The sequence below is a fragment of the Paenibacillus sp. FSL R7-0333 genome, from assembly GCF_038000365.1.
Taxonomy (GTDB): domain Bacteria; phylum Bacillota; class Bacilli; order Paenibacillales; family Paenibacillaceae; genus Paenibacillus_AQ; species Paenibacillus_AQ silagei.
This window is the reverse complement of record NZ_JBBOBZ010000001.1, coordinates 6,614,430-6,636,085: the sequence shown is the minus strand read 5'-3', so window position 1 is coordinate 6,636,085 and position 21,656 is coordinate 6,614,430. Positions and strand designations below refer to the sequence as shown.

The following is a 21,656-nucleotide window of genomic DNA, read 5'->3' as shown; positions in this document are numbered from 1 at the left end:
GATTACATACGAAAAAGGACAGGCGAAAGCCATTATGCACGTATGCATAAATGGACTTTCGCTCTGTCCTTGGTACCTGAGAGTTACCCTGCATTGCCGCGCAGGTTTCCCCGTTGGTGATCCGTGAAGCCTGCGGCGCAGGCATCCGGATGCTCTCCAGAGATGCGTCCGGCAAAGGTCCTTTTGCCTGAGAGATTCACCCATCCCGGGCTTACTCCTTCGGCGCTGTCTTCCTGTGAGACAGTCTCTCCCTATGCCATCATTCGCAAACCATATGTTTTTCTACTGACTCCATTAAACCGGGTAACCCTCCGCCCTGTCAATCAAAAAACGTCAAAAAGTTGACAAATTTAATTTTACTGTCAGTTATATTGACATTAGGCAAGCCGATAACTTAGGCTATAACTAAATTTAGAACTCCAATTACGGAAAAGAGGCGGCTTGGACATGAGTGAAGTGCTTGACAACCTGCTATACAGCGAAGAGCATGAGTGGGCGCAGCAGGGCGAGGGACGCGTAGTACGTGTAGGGATTACGGATCATGCGCAGCATCTGCTCGGCGATATCGTGTTTGTAGAATTCCCGGAAGTCGGCGCGGCAATCTCCGCTGGTGACAGCGTAGGCAGTATCGAGTCCGTGAAGACGGTATCGGAGCTATATTCACCCGTATCCGGTAAGGTGACCAAGATCAACGATGCGCTGGAGGCCAGCCCGGAGCTGATCAACGATCAGCCTTACGGAGACGGTTGGATTTTTGAGCTGGAGCTTGATGCTGAGTTCGCAGAGGCAGTAACCGGCCTGCTGGATGCGGCTGCGTACAAGGAACTGGTTGGGGAATAAAAGTTAGCTTATTTGCGGAAGCGGATGTTAATACGGCAGACCTCTCTTTATTACATTAGATGTTACTAATGTGAGAGGTCTGTCTTTTTGCGTCTGTATATTATTCCGTCTCCTGCAGCTGCCGCAGTACAATCAGTTCGACCCGGCGGTTCTTCTGTCTGCCTTCGGTAGTAGCATTATCATATGCAGGTCTGGTATCCGCGTAACCGGCGTACTGGAAGGTATCAGGGCTAAGGCCCTCGTTATCCAGGAAAAAGCGCAGCACAGATAATGCGCGGGCGCCGGACAGCTCCCAGTTATCCGTATATTCCGAAGCGGCGGTTACCGGAACATTGTCGGTGTGGCCTTCGATGCTGATGGTGGCGCCGATGCCGCGGAACAGGCCGGAGAGCTGGCGCAGTGCAGGGAGTGCAGGCGATTTCAGCTCAGCCTTACCTGCATCGAACAGGAAGCGGTCACTGAGCGTGATCGCAATGCCCTGCGGCTTATCGGCAACAAAAATCTGCTCACCCAGGTTATTCTCCTCCACGTATTGGGTGATAACGCCCATAAGCGCAGCCAGCTTCGCCTCCTGTTCACGAAAAGCAAGCTCGCGCGCAGACGGCTGGTGTCCAGCCCCATCTCCTTCTTGTCCGGCTGCAGGTGTATCTGCCCCGTGTCCATTGAGTTCGTTCGCATCCCCAGAGTCTGTGGCCGAAGGCGTGTCAGCGGTGCTGCCGTCTTCATTATGACCCTTCGAAACGTCAGTCTCTGTAATGCCCTGATTGCCCTCCAGAACGCCGTTTCCGCCTTCCAGTACAGTACTTCCGCTCTTGAAGGTATCCGATAAGGAGCCGCTGACAATGGCATATTTCTGCGAATCGAGACTGCTCATGGCATACAGAATCACGAAGAAAATAAGCAGAAGCGTGATCAGATCCGCATAGGTAATCATCCAGCGGTCCCGGCTCTCTTTCCCTGCGGCGGCGCGGGGCTGCCGGCGGTTTCTTTGTCTCATAGCGGGTCTCCCGGACTGGTGCTGGCGCTGCGTTTAGGGGCGTCTGCCAGGAAGGGGGCCAGCTTTTGCCGGACGAGATGCGGGTGATCCCCGTTCTGCAGGGACAGAATGCCAACAAGTAGCATCTCCATAGTGCCCAGCTCACTTTGGCTGCGGGATTTGATTTTGGAGGCAATGGGTAAAAAGAGTAGATTGGCGCTGGCTACGCCATAGAGTGTTGCTGTAAAAGCTACGGCAATGGACGCGCCCAGATTCGAAGGGTCCGTTAAGTTGCTGAGTACCCGGATCAGCCCCATAACGGTGCCGATAATGCCCATGGTCGGTGCATAGCCGCCGGCGGCTTCGAATATTTTGGCATAGCCTTCATATTTCAGTTCCTTGGCATCCATCCCAAGCTCCAGGATCTGCCGAACCTGATCCGGGTCATTGCCGTCGACAATCAGAAAGAGGCCTTCACGGGTGAAGGGATCTGGATGTTCCTCCGCTCGTTTCTCCAGTGCAAGCACACCGCCGCGCCGCGTGAGTGCAGCCATGGCGATCAGTTCTTCAGCTTGTTCCCGGCTGGTATCTTGCTGCCTGCCAAAAGCCACGCGTAGCGCCGCCGGAATGCTGCGGAGCTTGGAAGCCGGGAAGCTGATAAGTACAGCCGCAAGTGTGCCGCCGAATACAATCAGGGCAGCATTGGGCTGCAGCAGGCCGGACAGGCTGCCGCCTTCCCACAGAAAACCGCCGATCATGGCGACAATCCCGGCCAGCAGGCCGATTATTGTAGTAAAATCCATAAATTCAGGCTCCTTAAATTTCTATATATTATGGTTTGCAACAGTCTGGGCAACGCTGTATAATAAACGGGAACGTGCATTCCTATCTTCCATATTTTTCAGTATGGTATGGAGGAGGAAGCTATTGGGTTACAATTATAATATATTCATATATTCTAGACGATAGAGGGGAGACGGGCAAATGAGTGATATTGTCGTCAGTACGAAGACTTTTGAACTGGAGTCCGAGTATACACCCCAGGGCGATCAGCCTCATGCCATAGAAGAGTTATTGGACGGCATCCGGCAGGGCAAGAAGCACCAGACGCTGCTGGGAGCGACAGGTACAGGCAAGACCTTTACCATCGCACAAGTGATTTCCAAGTTGAACCGCCCCACGCTGGTTATTGCGCACAACAAGACGCTTGCTGCGCAGCTGGCGAGTGAGTTCAAAGAATTTTTTCCGAGCAATTCCGTGGATTACTTCGTCAGTTACTACGATTATTACCAGCCAGAGGCGTACATCCCTTCCTCCGATACCTACATTGAGAAAGACTCCAGCATAAATGAAGAAATTGACAAGCTCCGCCACTCGGCAACGAGTTCACTGTTCGAACGCCGTGACGTCATTATCGTGGCGAGTGTGTCCTGTATTTATGGTCTCGGTTCGCCGCAGGAATACGGAAGCCTGCTGCTCTCGCTGCGTGTAGGGATGGAGAAGCCGCGCAATCAGATTCTGAGCCGGCTTGTAGATATCCAGTATCAGCGCAATGATATTAATTTCGTGCGCGGTACGTTCCGTGTGCGCGGGGATGTGGTTGAGATCTTCCCGGCATCCCAGGGCGAGCATGCGATCCGGGTAGAGCTGTTCGGAGACGAGATCGAACGGATTACGGAGATTGATGTTCTGACAGGCGAGCTGATCGGCGAACGTGATCACATCGCGATTTTCCCGGCGTCTCACTTCGTTACCCAGGAAGAGACCATGCGTGTAGCGCTGGTTAATATTGAGCGTGAGCTGGAGGAGCGGCTGGCTGTGCTCCGTGAAGCAGGCAAGCTGCTGGAGGCCCAGCGGCTGGAGCAGCGCACCCGTTATGATATCGAGATGATGAAGGAAGTCGGCTTCTGTTCGGGGATCGAGAACTATTCCGGTCCGCTTACCTTCCGTGAGCCGGGAGCTACTCCTTATACACTGATGGACTATTTCCCGGATGACATGCTGATTGTGATTGACGAGTCTCATGTGACGCTGCCGCAGATCCGGGCGATGTACAACGGTGACCGTGCGCGTAAGACAGTCCTTGTAGAACACGGGTTCCGCCTGCCGTCTGCGCTCGATAACCGTCCGCTGCAATTCGAGGAATTCGAAGACAAGGTGAGCCAGATTGTATACGTGTCCGCAACACCGGGACCTTATGAGATGGAGCATTGCGATACGATGGTCCAGCAGATTATCCGTCCTACCGGTCTGCTTGATCCGATCATTGAAGTGCGCCCTACCGAAGGGCAGATCGATGATCTGATCAATGAAATCCGTGACCGGGTAGAACGCGATGAGCGTGTACTGGTTACAACGCTTACGAAGAAGATGTCTGAGGATCTGACGGACTACTTCAAGGAGATAGGCATCAAGGTGCGTTATATGCACTCCGATATCAAGACACTGGAGCGGATGGCGATTCTGCGTGATCTCCGTCTGGGCACCTTCCACGTATTGGTCGGTATTAACCTGCTCAGAGAGGGTCTTGACCTGCCGGAGGTGTCGCTGGTTGCGATTCTGGATGCTGACAAGGAAGGCTTCCTCCGTTCCGAGCGTTCGCTGATCCAGACGATCGGCCGTGCCGCCCGTAACTCGGAGGGACGGGTCATTATGTATGGCGACCGCATTACGGACTCCATGGAGAAGGCCATGAGCGAGACCCAGCGCCGGCGCGAGATTCAAATCGCCCATAATGAGAAGCACGGGATTACCCCGACGACCATCAACAAGAAGGTGCGCGATATCATCGAGGCGACCAAGGTGGCCGAGTCCAAGGCCGATTATCTCACCGGTGTTGGCGGCAAGCTGAACAAGAAAGACAAGCAGAGCCTGATGCAGCGTCTGGAGGCCGAGATGAAGGACGCCGCCAAGAACCTGCAATTCGAGCGCGCCGCCGAGCTGCGCGATGCCTTGCTTGAGCTGCGGGCAGAGTAACCCGGCGCTGAAGTTAACGATCCAGGGAACGGCGCTATTCAGGCCGTTCCTTTTGAAGATAAGGGGGCGATGCCCTTGCATATCCCGAAGGGACAGCCCGCAGTTAAGCTCTTAGCGCGTATCCCGGAGGGACAGCGTGCTGTTGAAGCTCTTTGCGCATTCCGCAGGAATAGCCCGCAGTTGAGCACTTAGCGCGTATCCCGGAGGGACAGCGTGCTGTTGAAGCTCTTCGCGCATTCCGCAGGAATAGCCCGCAGTTAAGCATTTAGCGCGAATCCCGGAGGGACAGCGTCTGCGGCAAGCGGCAGCGAGCCGTAGCCTGATCTTGAAGTATAGCGGCCCCGTAGGGGTTAGCGGGCCCATAGCCCCAGTAGTCGTCCATTCACCCGCCTAATTCCTTCCGCCGAGCTTGCGGGTGTCCAGAGGGTGCAACCCTTGGGGCCCTCCCTTGGAAGGGAGGGTTTGGGAGGGATCGAAAATATTTTCCCAAAATGTTTTGAATTTTAATTTTCTCTTAAAGGAGAGGTACCGTTGGCACATGAAAGTATAGTAATCAAGGGCGCGAGGGCCCATAACCTCAAGAACATCGACGTAACGATTCCGCGTGACCGCTTCGTCGTGCTGACGGGACTGAGCGGCTCGGGCAAATCCTCCCTGGCCTTCGACACCATCTACGCCGAGGGTCAACGCCGGTATGTCGAGTCGTTGTCTGCTTATGCACGCCAGTTCCTGGGCCAGATGGAGAAGCCGGATGTGGATTCCATTGACGGACTCTCCCCGGCCATATCGATTGACCAGAAGACTACTAGCCGTAACCCGCGTTCCACGGTAGGGACGGTTACCGAGATCTATGACTATCTGCGGCTGCTCTTTGCCCGGATCGGCCATCCGCATTGTCCGGATCATGGCATTGAGATCACTTCGCAGACCGTTGAACAGATGGTGGACCGGATCATGCAATACCCAGAGAAGACCCGTCTGCAGATTCTGGCCCCGGTCATTTCCGGCCGTAAGGGTGAGCATAAAGGCTTGTTCACCGATATCTCGAAGCAAGGCTTCGTCCGTGTACGTGTGGACGGTGAGCTGCGGGAAGTGACGGAAGATATTGTACTGGAGAAGAATAAGAAGCATACCATTGAGGTTGTCGTTGACCGGATTGTGATTAAGGATGATATTGAAACCCGGCTTACCGATTCGCTTGAAACTGCCCTGAAGCTGTCGGGTGGTCAGATTCTCGTTGATGTGATGGGCCAGGAAGAGCTGCTGTTCAGTGCAAGCTTTGCTTGTCCGGTCTGCGGATTCAGCATTGAAGAGTTGGCGCCGCGGATGTTCTCCTTCAACAGCCCATTCGGAGCCTGCCCTGAATGTGACGGGCTGGGGATGAATATGGTAGTCGATCCCGATCTGCTGATCCCGGATATGGAGAAGTCCATTGAAGAAGGAGCTTTCCTGGCCTGGACAGGCAGTACGTCGAACTACTATCCGCAGTTCCTGAAATCGGTGTGCGAGCATTTCAAGATTCCGCAGAATGTACCGGTAAGCAGCCTGTCGCCGGAGCATATGAACAAGCTGCTGCACGGAACAGGCAGCGAGAAGATCCGTTTCCGGTATGAGAACGACTTCGGCCAGCGCAAAGACGCCCTGGTTGCTTTTGAGGGCATTATTCCGAATCTGGAGCGCCGGTACCGTGATACAGCCTCCGAAGGTATCCGTGAGTTCATTGAAGGCTTCATGAGCGCCAAGCCTTGTCATTCCTGCAAGGGCAAACGGCTCAAGAAAGAGATTCTGGCGGTGACCATCAATGAGCAGAATGTTGCGGATGTGACGGATCTTTCGATTGGGGATTGCCTGGACTTCTTCGCAGACCTCAAGCTTAGTGAGAAAGAAACAGCGATTGCCAATCTGATCCTCAAGGAAATCAGCAGCCGGCTCGGCTTCCTGGTGAATGTGGGGCTGAACTATCTTACCCTTAGCCGGGCAGCTGGTTCTCTATCCGGTGGGGAAGCCCAGCGCATCAGGCTGGCTACCCAGATTGGCTCCAGTCTAATGGGTGTCCTCTATATTCTGGATGAGCCAAGTATCGGCCTGCATCAGCGGGACAATGACCGGCTGATTGCCACGCTGGCCCATATGCGTGACCTGGGCAATACGCTCATCGTTGTTGAGCATGATGAGGATACCATGATGGCGGCTGACTATATTATCGACATTGGACCGGGTGCCGGCAAACACGGCGGTCAGGTTATTGCCCAAGGAACACCGGAGGAAATTATGAAGGACCCCGGTTCCCTGACCGGTGAATACTTGAGCGGACGCAAGTTCATCCCGGTGACGGCTAAGCGGCGGCCAACCGACAATGAACGCTGGATCGAGATCCGTGGAGCGAAGGAGAATAACCTGAAGAATGTGAATGTAAAGATTCCGCTCGGTGTCTTCACAGCGGTAACCGGGGTATCCGGCTCCGGCAAATCTTCGCTCATTAACGAGATTCTCTACAAGAGTCTGGCCCGCCAGCTGAACAAGGCGGTCAAGGTCCGTCCCGGCTTGCACAAAGAAATCCGCGGCCTGGAGAACCTGGACAAGGTCATTGAGATTGATCAGTCTCCCATTGGACGTACTCCGCGTTCCAATCCGGCTACGTATACAGGTGTGTTCGATGATATCCGTGATCTGTTCTCCAAGACGAACGAGGCCAAGGTGCGTGGCTTCCAGAAGGGGCGCTTCAGCTTCAATGTGAAGGGCGGCCGCTGTGAGGCGTGCCGTGGAGACGGCATTATCAAGATTGAGATGCACTTTCTGCCGGATGTCTACGTACCTTGTGAAGTCTGCAAAGGCAAACGGTATAACCGCGAGACGCTGGAAGTGAAATATAAAGGCAAGAATATCTCGGATGTGCTGGAGATGACGGTGGAGGATGCAACGGAGTTCTTCAAGAATATTCCCAAGATTCACCGCAAAATGCAGACCTTGCTGGATGTAGGTCTGGGTTACATCAACATCGGCCAGCCGGGAACCACCCTGTCCGGCGGCGAAGCCCAGCGTGTTAAGCTGGCTTCCGAGCTGTACCGCCGCAGTACCGGCAAGACTCTCTATATCCTGGATGAGCCGACAACCGGTCTGCATGTCGACGACATCGGCCGCCTGCTGGAGGTGCTGCACCGCCTGGTCGATTCCGGCGAATCGGTTCTTGTCATCGAGCATAATCTCGATGTTATCAAGACCGCCGACTATATCATCGATATGGGGCCGGAAGGCGGCAGCGGCGGCGGTACGGTCCTGGCCACCGGAACACCAGAGAAGCTGATTACTGTTGAAGAATCCTACACTGGCCGCTACCTGAAGCCTGTCCTGATCCGTGATACGGAACGCACACAGGCTATGGAGCTGCAGACTTCTGAGACGGTGTAACTGTAGAACCCCAATACCCCATGACTCTTCTTACAGGAGAGCATGGGGTATTTTAATATGGCGGCAGGTTTCACACGTTTCATAAGTCATGAGAGCCAGGACGAGCGCGCCGATTAGGTGCAAAGGTAGGCTTAATTGTAATCTGTACAACTAAATCGCCGGATGTGCCGCCGAATCTCTGTTTAGCTGTATTTCGTGCAATTAAAATGCCTCAATACCTGGATTTTCACCCATTCGGGCAAATGTAGTTGTACAAACTACAATTAGAAGAGGAAAGCCTTCCGTTTCATTGTTTTTAGTTGTACAGAATAGAGCGACCGAGCCTAGGTTGAGTAACTTAGCAGGTGGAATCCCTGCTTGGAAAGGCGAAAGCCACGCCACCAATAGCGAGTCTTGGAGCGGCAGGGGTAACCCTACCGTTTAAGCGTAGACAGTTAGGATGCAGGCCTGAAAGTGATTGAGCCTCGAAACGCAATAAACGGGAAGGTCGACGGGCTTATTCTCCCGGAAGACAACATGATTCCAGCCGAAAGGGCGAGGATGGAGGAGCTTCCCCGGGGTCGAAGAGCCAGGCATGTATACCCATTGGTTACTCAGCAACTCGGGAGACCCTGGCGCTCTTCTGCGAGAGAAGTACTCTTTAGGAACCTTTACAGGAGTATGGCAAACAAGCCGTAACACGTAAGAATGCCAAACGGCGTCCAGGGAGTCGGATTGCCGCATAAGACCTGTGAAACCCCTGTAATGGGGGCGGAGGAAAGGCAGGCGACACCCTATCAATCTTGGTAAGGACACATTGGCCACACGCAGAGGTGGGAAAAAAAAATGGAAACGAAATTAGCAAGAATAGCAGAAATGGCCAAAGAAGATCCGAAGTTACGGTTCACCTCCATCGGACATCTTATTGACGTAGAAGCATTAACGGAAAGTCACAAAGAGATGAAACCGGGAAAAGCAACGGGAGTCGACGGATCGACCAAAGAGACGTACGAAACCAACGTGGAAGCGAATGTAGCACATCTAGTGGACCGGCTAAAGCGAAAAAGCTACAGACCTCAGCCGGCGAGAAGAGTCTACATCCCAAAGGACGAGAAAAGCATGCGGCCCCTAGGCATTCCTGCGTATGAGGACAAACTGGTGCAACATGCGCTGAAAAGAGTGCTCGAAGCCATTTATGAACAAGACTTCCTGGATTTCTCGTATGGATTTCGCCCGAACCGAAGCATGCACAGTGCGCTGAAACATCTAAACCGGGTCATTGAACATGGGAAAACCAGCTATGTCGTCGATGCGGACATCTCGGGTTTCTTCAACCACGTGGATCACGAATGGCTGATGAAGTTCCTCGAACTACGAATCGGAGATCCAAACATCCACCGGCTGGTGAGACGGATGCTGAAAGCGGGCATACAGGAGGAGGGACACGTTGAACCGACGGAGGAAGGAACTCCCCAAGGTTCGGTGGTGTCGCCCCTGCTAGCCAACGTCTACCTGCACTATGTCCTTGACCTATGGTTCACCGTGACGGTGAAGAAGCAGTGCGCGGGGCAAGCCGAAATGGTGCGCTTTGCCGATGATTTTGTGTGCTGCTTCCAGTACAAAGAAGACGCAGAACGTTTCTATACCGCGCTTGTGCTCCGGCTGGAGAAATTCGGGCTAAGCATTGCGGAAGAGAAGACAAAAATCATCGCGTTCGGTCGCTTTGCGGAAGCAGAGTCACGGAGGAAGGGCGAAGGGAAACCGAAAACATTCGATTTCCTAGGGTTCACACACTACTGCGCCAAGAGCCGAAGAGGAACCTTCCGGGTGAAGCGTAAAACGAGTGGGAAGAAGTTCAGACAGAAGGTCAAAGCCATGAAGAACTGGGTCAGGTGGAATCGGCATATGAAGCAGGAGGAGTTTCTAGGCGTCATCCGGGCCAAATTGTCGGGTCACTACCGATACTACGGAATCACGGATAACGCGCAGAAAATGAAATCCTACTACCTGCAAACGCTGGACTTGATTTACAAATGGCTAAACCGCAGAAGTCAGCGCAGGAGCTTCACCCGGGAGAGATTCTACGAAGTGCTTAAAGAATTCAAGCTACCGAAGCCGCGGATCTACGTCAATATCTACGACTAAGGCCAACTGTGAACGATGGGGTGAAGAGCCGTATGCGTAAATTGCGCACGTACGGATCTGTGAGGGGTAGGGGCACAATCCACGATGGAGAGGCCCCGCCTACTCGACCACTTATCTCTGAGGGGTTGCTACAAACTGAATGCATTCTTTAAGTAATCAACAGTAATGTTATCGAGTCTGGATTTTACATGATCTGCTCTCCCGCTACATCTCACTGCGGATGCCCAAGATAATCTTAAATCGGCTGGTAGTTTTAGATCCCCGTTTGAACCCTTCCCGTGAGTCTACAATCCAGACGGTTCTTCCGATCCAGACTCTGAGATATAAGGAACGGAAGATAATCGGCCGGACGATCCCCTGTGCTTCGACCTCTGTGCCATCGGGCTGTTCAATCTCTGTTCGCACCCACCATGTGTTTCCGATTCCGAATTCAATGTATTTCAAGCAGGGGTCACCGCTCTTTCTACTAGCCTGTATTCTGAATTCAGGATTGATTGTAACACTATATTATACGAAAATTAAACTGACAGCAGACAAGCATTATAGGCATATCTATAGCATGTCCACCGTAAGATTTAATGAGAAGCTTTTGCGTTGATTGAATAGCAGCAGCTGTAGGCTGGATTGAGGTGGATTGGCTCCTTGAAAATTGAAAAACAACAGCGGTCAATGATGAATATCGCCAATCCGAGGCGTGATTTAGCCATAAGGAATATTTTTTGTGACAAATACACTGTTTTTAAAATATTTCTATTGCGTGACGGAAATGGTAACGATAACATAGAAGGTGATATGGATTAGAGAAACTTGCTTGACAACACTCTCAGGGAGGGATTGCCATGCTGCTTGCAGAAGCTGCCGCGCAAGAACCGTCTAAATTTCATACCTTCGATGCGTTTATGATTGTATTCACGATCCTGATACTTATCGGTGTGGTCCGGCTGCTTAGAGCTCCGCAGAAGAACAAATTTGCCATCGGTTTTGCAGTGGTAAGCCTGCTGGTGTTTGTGGTCTCCGATTATGCAATGATTGTGAACTGGTTCAGCTAGAGTAAGGCACACATAACCTCAGAGGCAAGCTCATCTTAAAGACACCTTTACCGCCAGCGGCGATCCTAAAGGCGTCTTTTTTTGAAGATAAGAATCTATATGCTTCGCGCGCAGGAAAGAAGGGGAGAGCCATGGGAATGGGGAGGAGCGGAATTGCCCGGGGTAGTGTGGTACTGCCGGGTATTCTGCTGTTATTATTGTCGGGATTCATAGGTCCAGCCGGTGTGGTTCATGGGGCGGGCTACGGCGGGACAGGAGCATTAGCGGCTGAGAGAGGCACGGCTGTCAATGTAATGAAGGCCGGACAAGCAGATAAGGTGCAAAAAGAGAGCAAGGGACAATGGAGCCAGCCCGCAGCAGCAGACCCGGTTCCGCAAATTATAAGCACCGTCTCGCCGTCTGTTGTCGGCATTATCGGCAAAGCGGGCGGAGAAACCGGCGGACCGGATGACCGTTACAATCTGACCCACGGCTCCGGGATTATCGTCAGAGCAGACGGATGGATCATTACCAATGCCCATGTGATGGCCGGGTTGGAGAAGGCGGTAGTGGTCACCTCAGACGGGACGAGCTATAACATCACAGATACATACTCGGATGAATTCAGTGATCTTGCACTGGTCAAAATCAAAGCCAAAGCCCTAAAGCCCGCAACCTTCGCAGGCAGTGCCGCCAATCTTCAGGTTGGGGAGAAGGTTATAGCAATCGGGACGCCGATCTCCTTTTCCCTGAGAAATTCGGCTACTGTAGGGGTGATCAGCGGTCTTAACCGTTCGGTGGATGCGGCGTACCGGCTGATTCAGAGCGACACCGCGATTAATCCCGGCAACAGCGGAGGACCGCTGGTCAATATGAAGGGGGAGGTCCTCGGGGTCAACAGTATGAAGTTCGCAGCCGTGGGTGTGGAGAATATGGGCTTCTCGATTCCCGCAGATACGGTGAAGTACATCATGAATCAGCTGCTCCAGTATGGAGAGGTCCGGCGTCCGAGCCTCGGCATTGAGCTTGAGGAGAGCTGGCCCGTAATTGTCGGACTGCCTGGGCAGGAGCCGTTAACGGTGACGAAGGTGGTTACGGCAGAAGCGCGCAAAGCAGGAATTGCGGCGGGAGATGCACTCTATGCGATAGATGGACGCCGGGTGACTTCACTTGTTGACGTTAATGAATTATTCAGGCAGTACAAGCCGGGGGCGGTAGTCAAGCTACTGATGCAGAGTGACGGCGATATCGTGGCCAGAAGCCTTGTTCTTGGACAAGGCGACCCTCTGGTGAGTGCCGCTAAGACGGAGGGGGAGAACGATGATCAGACGACAGAGTGAGGAGGCGGCAGGTACAGCCGGGCCAGGCAGCAGAGCGGGACAACTACGGCGCGGAGTGTCTGTTATTGTAGTGCTATTATTACTGCTCAGCCTATTTCCCGTGGGAAGGGCCCAGGCGGCGGAGGGGGCTCTGCTACAGCTTAGTCTTCAAGCGGGCAGCACAGCTGCAACAGTTAACGGGAAGCCGGTCACGATTCCGAAGCCTTTTGCTGAGAATGGAACGCTGCTGGTCCCGCTGGGTATTTTCAAAAAAGCCTTCGGCAGCACTGTCTCCCTACAAGGCGAAGATGTGGTGAAGATTATGTACGGGCCGCATACCGGTGCGATGACGATAGGCACTACGACTGCCTGGAAGGATGGCGTCAAAATCAAGCTCGCCGCGCCCCCGCGTATGGTATCCGGTGTGCTGATGGTGCCGCTGAGGTTCGTGGCTGGAGTGCTGGGTGCGCGGATGACTCCGGCGGAGGGCGGAGGGGTACTGGTTACGTTATCTCCTCCAGTAGCAGTAGTAGACGTTGAAGCGCAGAGCGGGATTGACAGTGACGCCGGCAAAACCCGGATCGGCAACAGCTATCTGGAGTGGAGCATGAACTATCCGCCAGGGCTGGTGGTAGGCGACAGCGGAGGGAATGAGAGCGTAGCGACTTTTACGAGTGCAGAGAACGGGTATTATATGGAGGTGCACGCTTCGCCGCTGGCCGTTCCGCTTGATCCCGAGGGGCTGCTGGAGAATCTGGTCCGCTCCTCGGAGGAGGGCGGGGAGATTGTGCTGGACCGGGAGGCTGTGTCTAAGGCCAAGGTTCCTTACGCCCGGACCGTGAGCAAGGATTCGAGCGGCGCGCTCTGGGAAGGCAGGCAATATTATGCCGGAGGCAGGCTGTATGAGATCTATCTGACAGATGACAATGCAGCCAATTATAAGGACCTGGGCAAATATGCGGCGTTGCTGAATTCTTTTCAGCCCTCTTTTGACGCCTTAGACCGAAGTATCCGCGACCTCTCCACGATCCGCAACGGGCTGCGCGAAGGGTACAACGATGACTACGGGATTGCGCTTAAGGTCCCTGCCGACTGGAGTGCGGATGACCAGCAGCTCTATTATACGGGCAAACAGGGGAGTTATCTGCGTGTAAAAGTAAGCTCGGCCCCGGCAGGCTCTACGCTGGCAAGCTGGAACGAGGAACTGCGGTCTCAGCTACGTGACACTTATGTGACCGAGGCCTACACCTTGAAGGACAGCGTAGCGGGCAAGGTCTCCGGTGAGCCGGTGCTGATCAACGAGATCGGGCTTAACCCGGGCAGCGGGTGGAGTACGGAATATCAGATTTTGCTGCTGAAGAACGGGTACCGTTATTATTTTGAATATGTTGCGGCTTCCGGGCCCGGGCAGAGTGGTGATCAGGCGCGCTTCACTGAGGTGCTGAACTCGATCGATATTGATTTTGCCCAGACGAAGAGTAACTTCGGACGCCTGGCGTCCGAGGATTATACCCTGCTCAGCCAGAAATCGGTCACCAAGACCTCCAAGGCCTACGGCTACAAGCTCGAGATTCCGCGGCTGTGGAGCCCGGTTCAGGACCTTTTTGAGAGCCAGAGCGTGGAATACCGCTTCACCGGCGGCCGGTTCCAGCTCTATGCCAGTCCCGAGGTTACGCCAGAATATGCTGTCAGCCAGCTGCAGAGCTATTACCAGAACACCAAGCAAGACCCTAAGGGCCCGCAGGTGAAAAGCGTCACAGAAACCACCTTCGCCGGTGTACCAGCTACGATGCTCACGGTAGAACAGACTAAGAACAGCATCCCCGTGGGTACGAAGATTATTGTCTTCAACCGCAACGATGTGGTCTATACGCTCACTGTCACACTGAATGATGCCAACGCCACGGCGAGTCAGCAGGCGGTGCTGGAGCGGGTGCTGGGGTCGTTTGGGTGGGTGGGGGAGTAGGAGAGTAAAGAGTATATAAAAACAACGTCCCAGGCTGCCGAACAGCCGGGACGTTGTTTGCATTTCCAGTAAGCATTTTAATATACGAAATTATGTCGGACATCCTTTAACAGCGGTGCTTGTTCATCCTTGGCAGACAGCACAGGAATCACATCGATCGGCCATTCAATGGCAATATCGGGGTCACTCCACAGAATCCCGCCGTCACATTCAGGCGCGTATAGCTCATCACATTTGTACTGCACCTCGACATCCTCGGTTAGTGTCATGAAGCCGTGGGCGAATCCTTTAGGGATGAGGAGCTGTTTCTTGTTCTCAGCATTTAGCTCAACGCCGAACCACTTGCCGTAAGAAGGACTGCCTTGACGAATATCGACAGCTACATCAAAGATCGAACCGCGTGTACAGCGTACAAGCTTGGTCTGTGCCTTCGGATTAAGCTGGAAGTGAAGTCCGCGCAAAGTACCTTTTACAGCTGAATAGGATTGATTATCCTGAACGAACTGGTAACGGAGATTGTGTTCATGGAATTTGGCTTCGCTGTAGGTCTCCATGAACCAGCCGCGGTGGTCCCCGAAGACTGCCGGTTCAACGACAAGAACATCTTCCAGATTGGTTTTGATAAACTTCATCGTATCCACTCTTTCTATGGTTTAAAATTGGATTTTACCTGTAGCGACCTTAATTAAATATTGGCCGTATCCGGTCTTGCTCAGCTTATGTCCGCATTCCAGGAGATGTTCCTTGGTGATCCATCCATTGATATAAGCAATTTCTTCGGGTGCGGAGATTTTGATCCCTTGATGGTCTTCAATGGTTCTGACGAAGTTGGTGGCATCCACCAGACTCTGGTGGGTTCCGGTATCGAGCCAGGTAAACCCGCGTCCCAGCAGAGCAACATCCAGCTCGCCCAGCTTCAGATAGGCTTCATTAATCGAAGTGATTTCCAGCTCGCCACGGTGTGAAGGCTTGACTTCCTTAGCAATAGAAATTACCCGGTTGTCATAAAAATAAAGGCCGGTAACCGCATAATTGGATTTTGGATGCTCCGGTTTCTCTTCGATGCTGAGGACCTTGCCGTCTCCGTCAAATTCCACTACACCAAAACGTTCGGGATCGGGAACATGGTAGCCAAATACGGTCGCCCCGCTTGTTTTGTCGGCAGCTTGCTTCAACATCTTAGTCATGCCGTTCCCGTAATATATATTATCTCCGAGAACCATAGCAACGGAGTCTTCTCCGATAAAGGATTCGCCGAGGATGAAGGCTTGTGCCAGTCCATCCGGACTCGGCTGGACGATATACTGCAGTGAAATTCCAAACTGGGAGCCGTCGCCAAGTAGATTTTCAAAGCGCGGTGTATCCTCAGCGGTAGAGATGATAAGAATTTCTTTGATGCCTGCCAGCATTAATGTGGACAGCGGATAATAGATCATGGGTTTATCATAGACCGGCAGTAATTGTTTACTGGTAACCATTGTGAGAGGGTATAGCCGGGTGCCGCTTCCTCCCGCAAGAATTATGCCTTTCATAACTGTTTCAACTCTCCTTTTGCTGCATATAAATTTTGGGAACGGTGAGATCATTTGCGTATTTATTCTTTTCTATTCATATTTTACGCAGGTTCTTCTTCATTTGTCTATTAAAGCAGGAGCTTCTGGACTATTTTAAAATAGAATCTTATGGAAAGCAAAATCCAAGTGTTTCTATTTTACTGGCAGACAGCTGTGATATTTGATACAATTAATAAGTTAAAAAGCTGTAAATGACCCGCCATCAGGCGGTTTGGGAGGATATAAATGAAAGAGCAAGGAATACGCAGAGAAGACGTAGAGCTGCTGGCTCCGGCGGGAGATTGGGACTGTATGCGTGCAGCGGTGGCGAACGGGGCGGATGCTGTCTTTTTTGGCGTAGAGAAATTTAATGCACGGGCCAGAGCGAATAACTTCCGGATGGACGAGCTGCCGGAGATTATGGCGTTTCTGCACAGCTATGGAGTGAAGGGGTTCCTGACCTTTAATATACTGGTGTTCGAGAATGAGCTGCCGGATGCCAAGGGACTGATTGATGCCTGTGTGGACGCTGGTGTAGATGCTGTAATCGTGCAAGACTTGGGGCTGGTGAAGATGATCCGTGAGATCTCTCCGGACTTCCCGATTCACGGTTCTACACAGATGACGATTACCTCGCCGGAAGCGGTGGAATTCACGAAGCCATGGGGGCTGGAACGCGTCGTCCTCGGCCGTGAGAATAATCTGAAACAGATCCGCACGATTGGCGAACAAGCCCGCCTGCCTATGGAAGTGTTCGTGCATGGTGCGCTATGCGTATCCTATTCGGGCCAGTGTCTGACTTCCGAAATGTGGGGCGGACGTTCAGCGAACCGTGGGGAATGCGCCCAGGCCTGCCGTCTGCCGTATGATCTGATGATTGACGGGGAAGTGAAGCCAATGGGAGATGTGACTTACCTTCTGTCCCCTAAGGATCTTGCCGCCATTGACCTGATGCCAGAACTGATTGAAGCAGGCGTAACCTCGTTCAAAATCGAAGGCCGGCTCAAAACCCCGGAGTATGTCGCTAATGTGGTCAGTAAGTACCGTAAGGCGATTGATAAGTATTTTGAAGGTAACTGGACGCCTACCTCGAAGGAGGATATGCGTGAGCTGCAGCAGAGCTTCTCACGTGGGTTCACGAACGGTTTCCTTGAAGGCACCAATAATAAGAAATTAGTCGATGGCACCTTCCCGAAAAGCCGCGGGGTCTACCTGGGCACCGTGGAGCAGATCCTGCGCGATGGCGTGGTCTGCCGCATTCATGCTCCGCTTAAACGCGGGGACGGCATTGTGTTTGACGCCGGAGATCCGACTAAGAAGGAAGAAGGTGGCCGCGTCTACGATCTGCGCCGCAAGGGCGTCAAGCTGGAAGGCGAAGCCGGTGAGGGCTGGATCATTGATATCGTTCCCGGCCGCAGTGACGTAGACCTGCGCCGTCTGCATGTGGGGGATCGCATCTGGAAGACGAACGACCCGGCGCTCGATAAGGCACTGCGCCAGTCCTACGAGACCGAGAAGCCGTACCGGGTATTTCCGGTTCATGTGCGGGTGCAGGGCTGTGTAGGCGAGAAGCTGACGACCTGGTGGACAGATGTTCAGAAGAACGTCACCGTCCGTGTGGATTCGGAGCTCGCGCTGGAGACGGCGCAGAAGCGTCCGATGGATACCGCGCTGCTGGAAGAACAATTCGGCCGCCTGGGCGGGACCCTGTTCCAGCTTGAAGCGCTGGAGTCGCATCTGCAAGGCGACGTGATTGTGCCCATGCGCGAGCTGAACAGCATCCGCCGCCAGGCGGTGGAGCTGCTTGCGGGCGAGCGCCCGAAGCCTCCCGTGTATGTGAAACGGGAGGTTGAGGTCTACGGCGGCGCCTCCCGCAGGGGCGCCGCAGCGGGCACCATCGCCGCAGGAGATGGTGCGGGGGCGGGCAGCGGTGAAGCGGAGCTCACCGCGCTGTGCCGCAGCCTGCCGCAGGTGCAGGCTGCGCTCGAAGCCGGCGTAACGCATATATACGCCGATTTCGAGTTCATCAAGCAGTTCCCGGCGGCAGTAGACGCTGTGCGGGCTGCAGGGGCCAGCATCGCGCTGGCGACACCGCGCATCCATATGCCGAACGAGAACGGCTACCATGCTAACATCCTGCGGCTGCAGCCGGATGCTGTGCTGGTACGCAACACCGGTGCGCTGTATTATTACCTGCGCCACCGGCTGGAGCACCCGGAGGTTGCGCATCCCCGGCTGATTGGCGATTTCTCGTTGAATATCGCCAATCACCGGGCTGTGGATCTGTTCCTTGACGCCGGTTGTGACATGGTGACACCGTCGTATGACCTGAACATTCAGCAGATGGTCGACCTGCTGGGGCACAGCGACACCTCCCGCATGGAGGTTGTTATCCACCAGCATCTGCCGATGTTCCATACAGAACACTGCGTCTATTGTACCTTCATGAGTGAAGGCACGGACTACACCAACTGTGGCCGTCCTTGTGAGGAGCAGCGTGCGTCCTTACAGGACCGCATCGGCATGTCCCATCCCGTCCGTGTAGACGAAGGCTGCCGCAACACCGTCTATAACGCGGTCGAGCAGTCTGGTGCTGAATACCTGAATCACTTCCGTGAGCTAGGCGTAGCTTCTTTCCGTGTTGAGTTCCTGGAGGAGACTCCAGAGCAGGTAGCAGAGGTCATCAGCCTTTATAGCCGCGCACTGCGTGGTGAAATCTCCGGCACCCAGGTCTGGAAGAGCCTGAAGGCCACTAACCAGCTTGGGGTAACCCGCGGGCAGTTGGTTAATGCTAAATAAGAGATAACAACTTGATTAGAAAAAGCCCGAGAGGCGCCAGGCTATCCCATTGGATGGCTCCGGGTGTTCTCTTGGGCTTTTTTTGAAATATAAGTTACTCAAATTTTGCAGCTCAATTCTCCAAACAAACCCTTGATATAGCTGGGTAAAACAAAGAACCATTCGTGTAGTTCACAAAAAAAGTTGTTTTGCTTTTCTTTGTTTTCAACTGGGACATTTCGAGAAATAAACTCATGAGTTGCTGAACGCAGACTGGTAGTCCAAATCGCGGACCTCATCAGCAAAGTGGAAGAAGAGTCCTCCAAGCGTCTGGTCATCGCTCGATTGATGCCGTTCGTATTCCATCACCAAATAACAGCTGAATACAATCGTTGTAAGGCTAAACAGTTGGTCAAAAGAGCGGCCCTCGAATTCCGTCCCTAGTTTCAAAGGTGTATTCAATTTAAGACACCCCTCTTCGTTAGAGGAACTCTACACAAAACCTTCTTGATGAAATCTTATAAAACCATTTGGTTATATTAACTAATTCTCGAGTGTGAGTTATAATGAAGACATGAATAGGAGGGGATAAATTGAATAAAAGAAAAATTTTGATATTCAAAATTTTCGCAATTATTTTATGTATCAGCTGTTTATCGGGGTTTGAAACTCATAATAATAACAAAATTGATGAAATTAACACAGATGTCTATCACCCTTTTATTGACGATGATTTTTCTCTATGGGGAATTAGTGGTAGCATTCTTAAATGGTCAAATGACTATGGAGCTACTTGGAATGAAGTATTTGATTTTGCGAGTATCGGGGGAGGGAAAGCAAGACCACCAATATACGGAGCGGTATATGTTTCGCGTGAAGGTTATGTCTTTGTGGGACTAGAGGACGGTAATGTTTATCGAAGTACGGATAAGAGAGAATTGAATAAGAAGAGTAATCTTAATTTTATCAGCTCTCTTAAATTAACTGATTCGAAAATAACAGCATCGCCCTGGAGCATTACTGAAGACAGCCAAGGAATTCTTTATGTTGGTGAGTATGGCATTATAGAAAAAAATGCAGCTTATCTTCACAAAAGCGTAGACGGTGGTCTAACATGGAAAACAAATTCTTATTTTACCCAGTTTGTTGACCGACATATCCACCAAGTTTCAGTAGATCCTTACACAGATGCTCTTTATGTTACAGCCGGCGATGGACCAAAAATGACATTCAAAAGTTTAGATAAAGGCGAAACTTTTAAAGTGATTTTAGGACCTGATCCTTTTGGTGGTGACACTGGATTAACATATTTCAGAGATAGTAGAATTTGGGGGACTGATTTTTTCTTTAATGGAAATAAGAACCCAGACAGTAAGGGATATATTAATCAAATCCGTAAATCATATCGAAATGATGATGTCTTTGAAACCAAGCTTATTCTTGATAAGGATCCTGACAACGCGCCTTTTTACGATTTACACGCAGTAAAGGGTACGACAATTGCTTATGCTCTTGCTCATGATGAATGGGATGATGACTTAACTAAAAGGTCTTCAATTTGGATTACTACAGATAAAGGTGAGAGTTGGAGAAGAATACTTGAAACGGATATTGGTTCAAAAGCTCCGGTGTTTATGGGTATTGCACATGGAAGAAATAGTTTGATTCCTGAAGGATTCCCTTATTTAATAATCACTAATCATTTCACTAGAGATAAGATATATCCGCGCGAGGGAGAAATGCATTTAACCAGAATCAAAATAAAAGATACCATCTTTAAAAAGTAGAGTTAAATCTTCACTCCCTAGTTCTTCTGGGGAGTTTTTTTGTTGAGGAAAAGTTTCCTTAGTGAAGGAGGATTTCAGTTGGGATTTTTTACTTATAAATCATATCTCTTCTGCGACCTATGGAAGGTTCGCATTTTCCATTGATGATACATTTGATCTATGTGATATTAAGAATTTTGGCCAAGGAAGTGCCTTCAGGCGCTGAACAACGCTGTAGAAATGTACGGATGTGAAGTCGAAGCGGATAACTTTGTTGTTCATCTCAAAAATCAAATAGGTAAAGAAGAAGGGATGGAATGCCGCGTACAAAAGAACATTGTCTCTGATCATAAGAGAGATTCGACTTCTTAAGGAATGCATCACCGAAAAACGAAAGCAGAAAATTCTCGAGGGAAGGTGTACTATACCATACAACAGTGTCTAACGAAGAAGGCAACGGAATTGATCCGAGGCGTGGTCAAAGAAAGATTAGCACCTCCCAGCATGTGTGGGTTTGTTGATAATCTGTAATCAAACGGACGCAACCTAACAGAATTGTTTGAGGCTGTAGCAAAGTAGGTTATAGCTGATATTAATCACTAGCGTTGCATTGGCCTTAACATGATATCTGTAATTTCTTATTTTTATGTTTTGAAAAATATTTTTTACATTTTGTTTCCTAAAATAAAAGGACGGGATAGATGTAAGGCGTAGTGTAAATTAAAATCATTTTTACTTTCGAATTACTTTTTGCTCGGTCGAAGTTTTCCTACGGTGATTCGTAAAATTTTTGTTTTGATGGAACACCTGTGGACTTTTCTTTGGAAGATCTTCAGGGTCGATCCACCTCGTTCTCTAACTCCCCCAGGGCAGATAGAGATACGCCCACGTCAGTCGAAGGAATTGCCTCAGTGTCATTTTA

Annotated in this window: 15 protein-coding genes, 1 pseudogene and 2 riboswitches; of the genes and pseudogenes, 10 read left to right on the top strand and 6 right to left on the bottom strand. The window is 51.6% G+C overall.

From position 1 onward, the window contains the following. Positions 1-61: 61 nt before the first annotated feature. Positions 62-162: riboswitch (glycine riboswitch) on the bottom strand. A 3-nt stretch (positions 163-165) separates the two neighbouring features. Continuing rightward, a riboswitch (glycine riboswitch) is annotated at positions 166-263 on the bottom strand. 184 nt (positions 264-447) lie between these two features. After that, entirely contained in the window at positions 448-840 is a 393-nt protein-coding gene (gene gcvH, locus MKY86_RS28305; protein ID WP_036721148.1) for a glycine cleavage system protein GcvH, read from the top strand. A gap of 100 nt (positions 841-940) precedes the next feature. On the opposite strand, the gene MKY86_RS28300 is transcribed toward gcvH, so the two are convergent. Both MKY86_RS28300 and MKY86_RS28295 read right to left on the bottom strand, forming a co-directional pair. Continuing rightward, positions 941-1,837 carry a flagellar motor protein MotB gene (locus MKY86_RS28300; protein ID WP_076080112.1) on the bottom strand — a complete coding sequence of 299 codons (897 nt, stop codon included), beginning with the start codon at positions 1,835-1,837 and terminating at the stop codon, positions 941-943. Then, positions 1,834-2,619 carry a flagellar motor protein gene (locus tag MKY86_RS28295; protein ID WP_076080115.1) on the bottom strand — a complete coding sequence of 262 codons (786 nt, stop codon included), beginning with the start codon at positions 2,617-2,619 and terminating at the stop codon, positions 1,834-1,836. Before MKY86_RS28295 ends, MKY86_RS28300 begins: the two co-directional genes overlap by 4 nt. A gap of 181 nt (positions 2,620-2,800) precedes the next feature. On the opposite strand from MKY86_RS28295, the gene uvrB reads away from it, so the two are divergent. From uvrB to ltrA, 3 genes are all read left to right on the top strand, one after another. Next, positions 2,801-4,792, top strand: coding sequence for an excinuclease ABC subunit UvrB (uvrB, locus tag MKY86_RS28290; protein ID WP_076080117.1), 1,992 nt, complete (start codon positions 2,801-2,803; stop codon positions 4,790-4,792). A 531-nt stretch (positions 4,793-5,323) separates the two neighbouring features. Then, entirely contained in the window at positions 5,324-8,200 is a 2,877-nt protein-coding gene (gene uvrA, locus MKY86_RS28285) for an excinuclease ABC subunit UvrA (protein ID WP_076080119.1), read from the top strand. An 825-nt stretch (positions 8,201-9,025) separates the two neighbouring features. Beyond that, positions 9,026-10,324, top strand: a complete 1,299-nt coding sequence (gene ltrA / locus MKY86_RS28280) for a group II intron reverse transcriptase/maturase (RefSeq protein ID WP_076086932.1) — start codon at positions 9,026-9,028, stop codon at positions 10,322-10,324. A gap of 204 nt (positions 10,325-10,528) precedes the next feature. Here the strand turns inward: ltrA and MKY86_RS28275 are convergent, their stop codons facing one another. Beyond that, positions 10,529-10,768 carry a DUF3977 family protein gene (locus tag MKY86_RS28275; RefSeq protein ID WP_076086905.1) on the bottom strand — a complete coding sequence of 80 codons (240 nt, stop codon included), beginning with the start codon at positions 10,766-10,768 and terminating at the stop codon, positions 10,529-10,531. Positions 10,769-10,966: 198 nt separating this feature from the next. Here MKY86_RS28275 and MKY86_RS28270 point away from each other — a divergent pair, with 198 nt between their 5' ends. The 4 genes from MKY86_RS28270 to MKY86_RS28255 all read left to right on the top strand — a co-directional run bounded on the left by MKY86_RS28270 (position 10,967) and on the right by MKY86_RS28255 (position 14,637). Further along, positions 10,967-11,125: a hypothetical protein gene (locus MKY86_RS28270; RefSeq protein WP_340827621.1), complete on the top strand. Its 159-nt coding sequence runs from the start codon at positions 10,967-10,969 to the stop codon at positions 11,123-11,125. A 38-nt stretch (positions 11,126-11,163) separates the two neighbouring features. Beyond that, positions 11,164-11,373 carry a hypothetical protein gene (locus MKY86_RS28265; RefSeq protein ID WP_076086902.1) on the top strand — a complete coding sequence of 70 codons (210 nt, stop codon included), beginning with the start codon at positions 11,164-11,166 and terminating at the stop codon, positions 11,371-11,373. A gap of 137 nt (positions 11,374-11,510) precedes the next feature. Further along, a complete protein-coding gene (locus MKY86_RS28260; RefSeq protein ID WP_083685857.1) occupies positions 11,511-12,692 on the top strand; it encodes a trypsin-like peptidase domain-containing protein in 1,182 nt (393 codons plus the stop codon). Beyond that, the gene (locus MKY86_RS28255; RefSeq protein ID WP_340827620.1) at positions 12,673-14,637 is read left to right on the top strand and encodes a stalk domain-containing protein; all 1,965 of its coding nucleotides are present in this window, start codon (positions 12,673-12,675) and stop codon (positions 14,635-14,637) included. The genes MKY86_RS28260 and MKY86_RS28255 overlap by 20 nt, the downstream gene beginning before the upstream one ends. A gap of 77 nt (positions 14,638-14,714) precedes the next feature. Here the strand turns inward: MKY86_RS28255 and rfbC are convergent, their stop codons facing one another. Together rfbC and rfbA are read right to left on the bottom strand one after the other, a co-directional pair. Beyond that, complete coding sequence (rfbC, locus tag MKY86_RS28250; protein WP_076083629.1) at positions 14,715-15,269, bottom strand: dTDP-4-dehydrorhamnose 3,5-epimerase; 555 nt, start codon at positions 15,267-15,269, stop codon at positions 14,715-14,717. Between the two features lie 21 nt (positions 15,270-15,290). After that, the gene (gene rfbA, locus MKY86_RS28245) at positions 15,291-16,169 is read right to left on the bottom strand and encodes a glucose-1-phosphate thymidylyltransferase RfbA (protein WP_076083626.1); all 879 of its coding nucleotides are present in this window, start codon (positions 16,167-16,169) and stop codon (positions 15,291-15,293) included. A gap of 267 nt (positions 16,170-16,436) precedes the next feature. On the opposite strand from rfbA, the gene MKY86_RS28240 reads away from it, so the two are divergent. Beyond that, entirely contained in the window at positions 16,437-18,989 is a 2,553-nt protein-coding gene (locus tag MKY86_RS28240) for a DUF3656 domain-containing U32 family peptidase (protein ID WP_076083623.1), read from the top strand. A gap of 98 nt (positions 18,990-19,087) precedes the next feature. Here MKY86_RS28240 and MKY86_RS34230 read toward each other — a convergent pair. After that, a pseudogene (locus tag MKY86_RS34230) lies at positions 19,088-19,418 on the bottom strand (IS4 family transposase); the annotation flags it as partial. 143 nt (positions 19,419-19,561) lie between these two features. Between MKY86_RS34230 and MKY86_RS28230 the strand changes: the two are divergent. Then, positions 19,562-20,755 (top strand): WD40/YVTN/BNR-like repeat-containing protein, encoded by a 1,194-nt coding sequence (locus MKY86_RS28230; protein WP_076083617.1) that lies wholly within the window; start codon positions 19,562-19,564, stop codon positions 20,753-20,755. The last annotated feature ends 901 nt before the right edge of the window (positions 20,756-21,656 follow it).

Excerpts from the sequence above, each read along its gene's own strand:
- gcvH (WP_036721148.1), top strand. The coding sequence starts at position 448 with ATGAGTGAAGTGCTTGACAACCTGCTATACAGCGAAGAGCATGAGTGG.
- MKY86_RS28300 (WP_076080112.1), bottom strand. The coding sequence starts at position 1,837 with ATGAGACAAAGAAACCGCCGGCAGCCCCGCGCCGCCGCAGGGAAAGAG.
- MKY86_RS28295 (WP_076080115.1), bottom strand. The coding sequence starts at position 2,619 with ATGGATTTTACTACAATAATCGGCCTGCTGGCCGGGATTGTCGCCATG.
- uvrB (WP_076080117.1), top strand. The coding sequence starts at position 2,801 with ATGAGTGATATTGTCGTCAGTACGAAGACTTTTGAACTGGAGTCCGAG.
- ltrA (WP_076086932.1), top strand. The coding sequence starts at position 9,026 with ATGGAAACGAAATTAGCAAGAATAGCAGAAATGGCCAAAGAAGATCCG.
- MKY86_RS28265 (WP_076086902.1), top strand. The coding sequence starts at position 11,164 with ATGCTGCTTGCAGAAGCTGCCGCGCAAGAACCGTCTAAATTTCATACC.
- MKY86_RS28260 (WP_083685857.1), top strand. The coding sequence starts at position 11,511 with ATGGGGAGGAGCGGAATTGCCCGGGGTAGTGTGGTACTGCCGGGTATT.
- MKY86_RS28255 (WP_340827620.1), top strand. The coding sequence starts at position 12,673 with ATGATCAGACGACAGAGTGAGGAGGCGGCAGGTACAGCCGGGCCAGGC.
- rfbC (WP_076083629.1), bottom strand. The coding sequence starts at position 15,269 with ATGAAGTTTATCAAAACCAATCTGGAAGATGTTCTTGTCGTTGAACCG.
- rfbA (WP_076083626.1), bottom strand. The coding sequence starts at position 16,169 with ATGAAAGGCATAATTCTTGCGGGAGGAAGCGGCACCCGGCTATACCCT.
- MKY86_RS28240 (WP_076083623.1), top strand. The coding sequence starts at position 16,437 with ATGAAAGAGCAAGGAATACGCAGAGAAGACGTAGAGCTGCTGGCTCCG.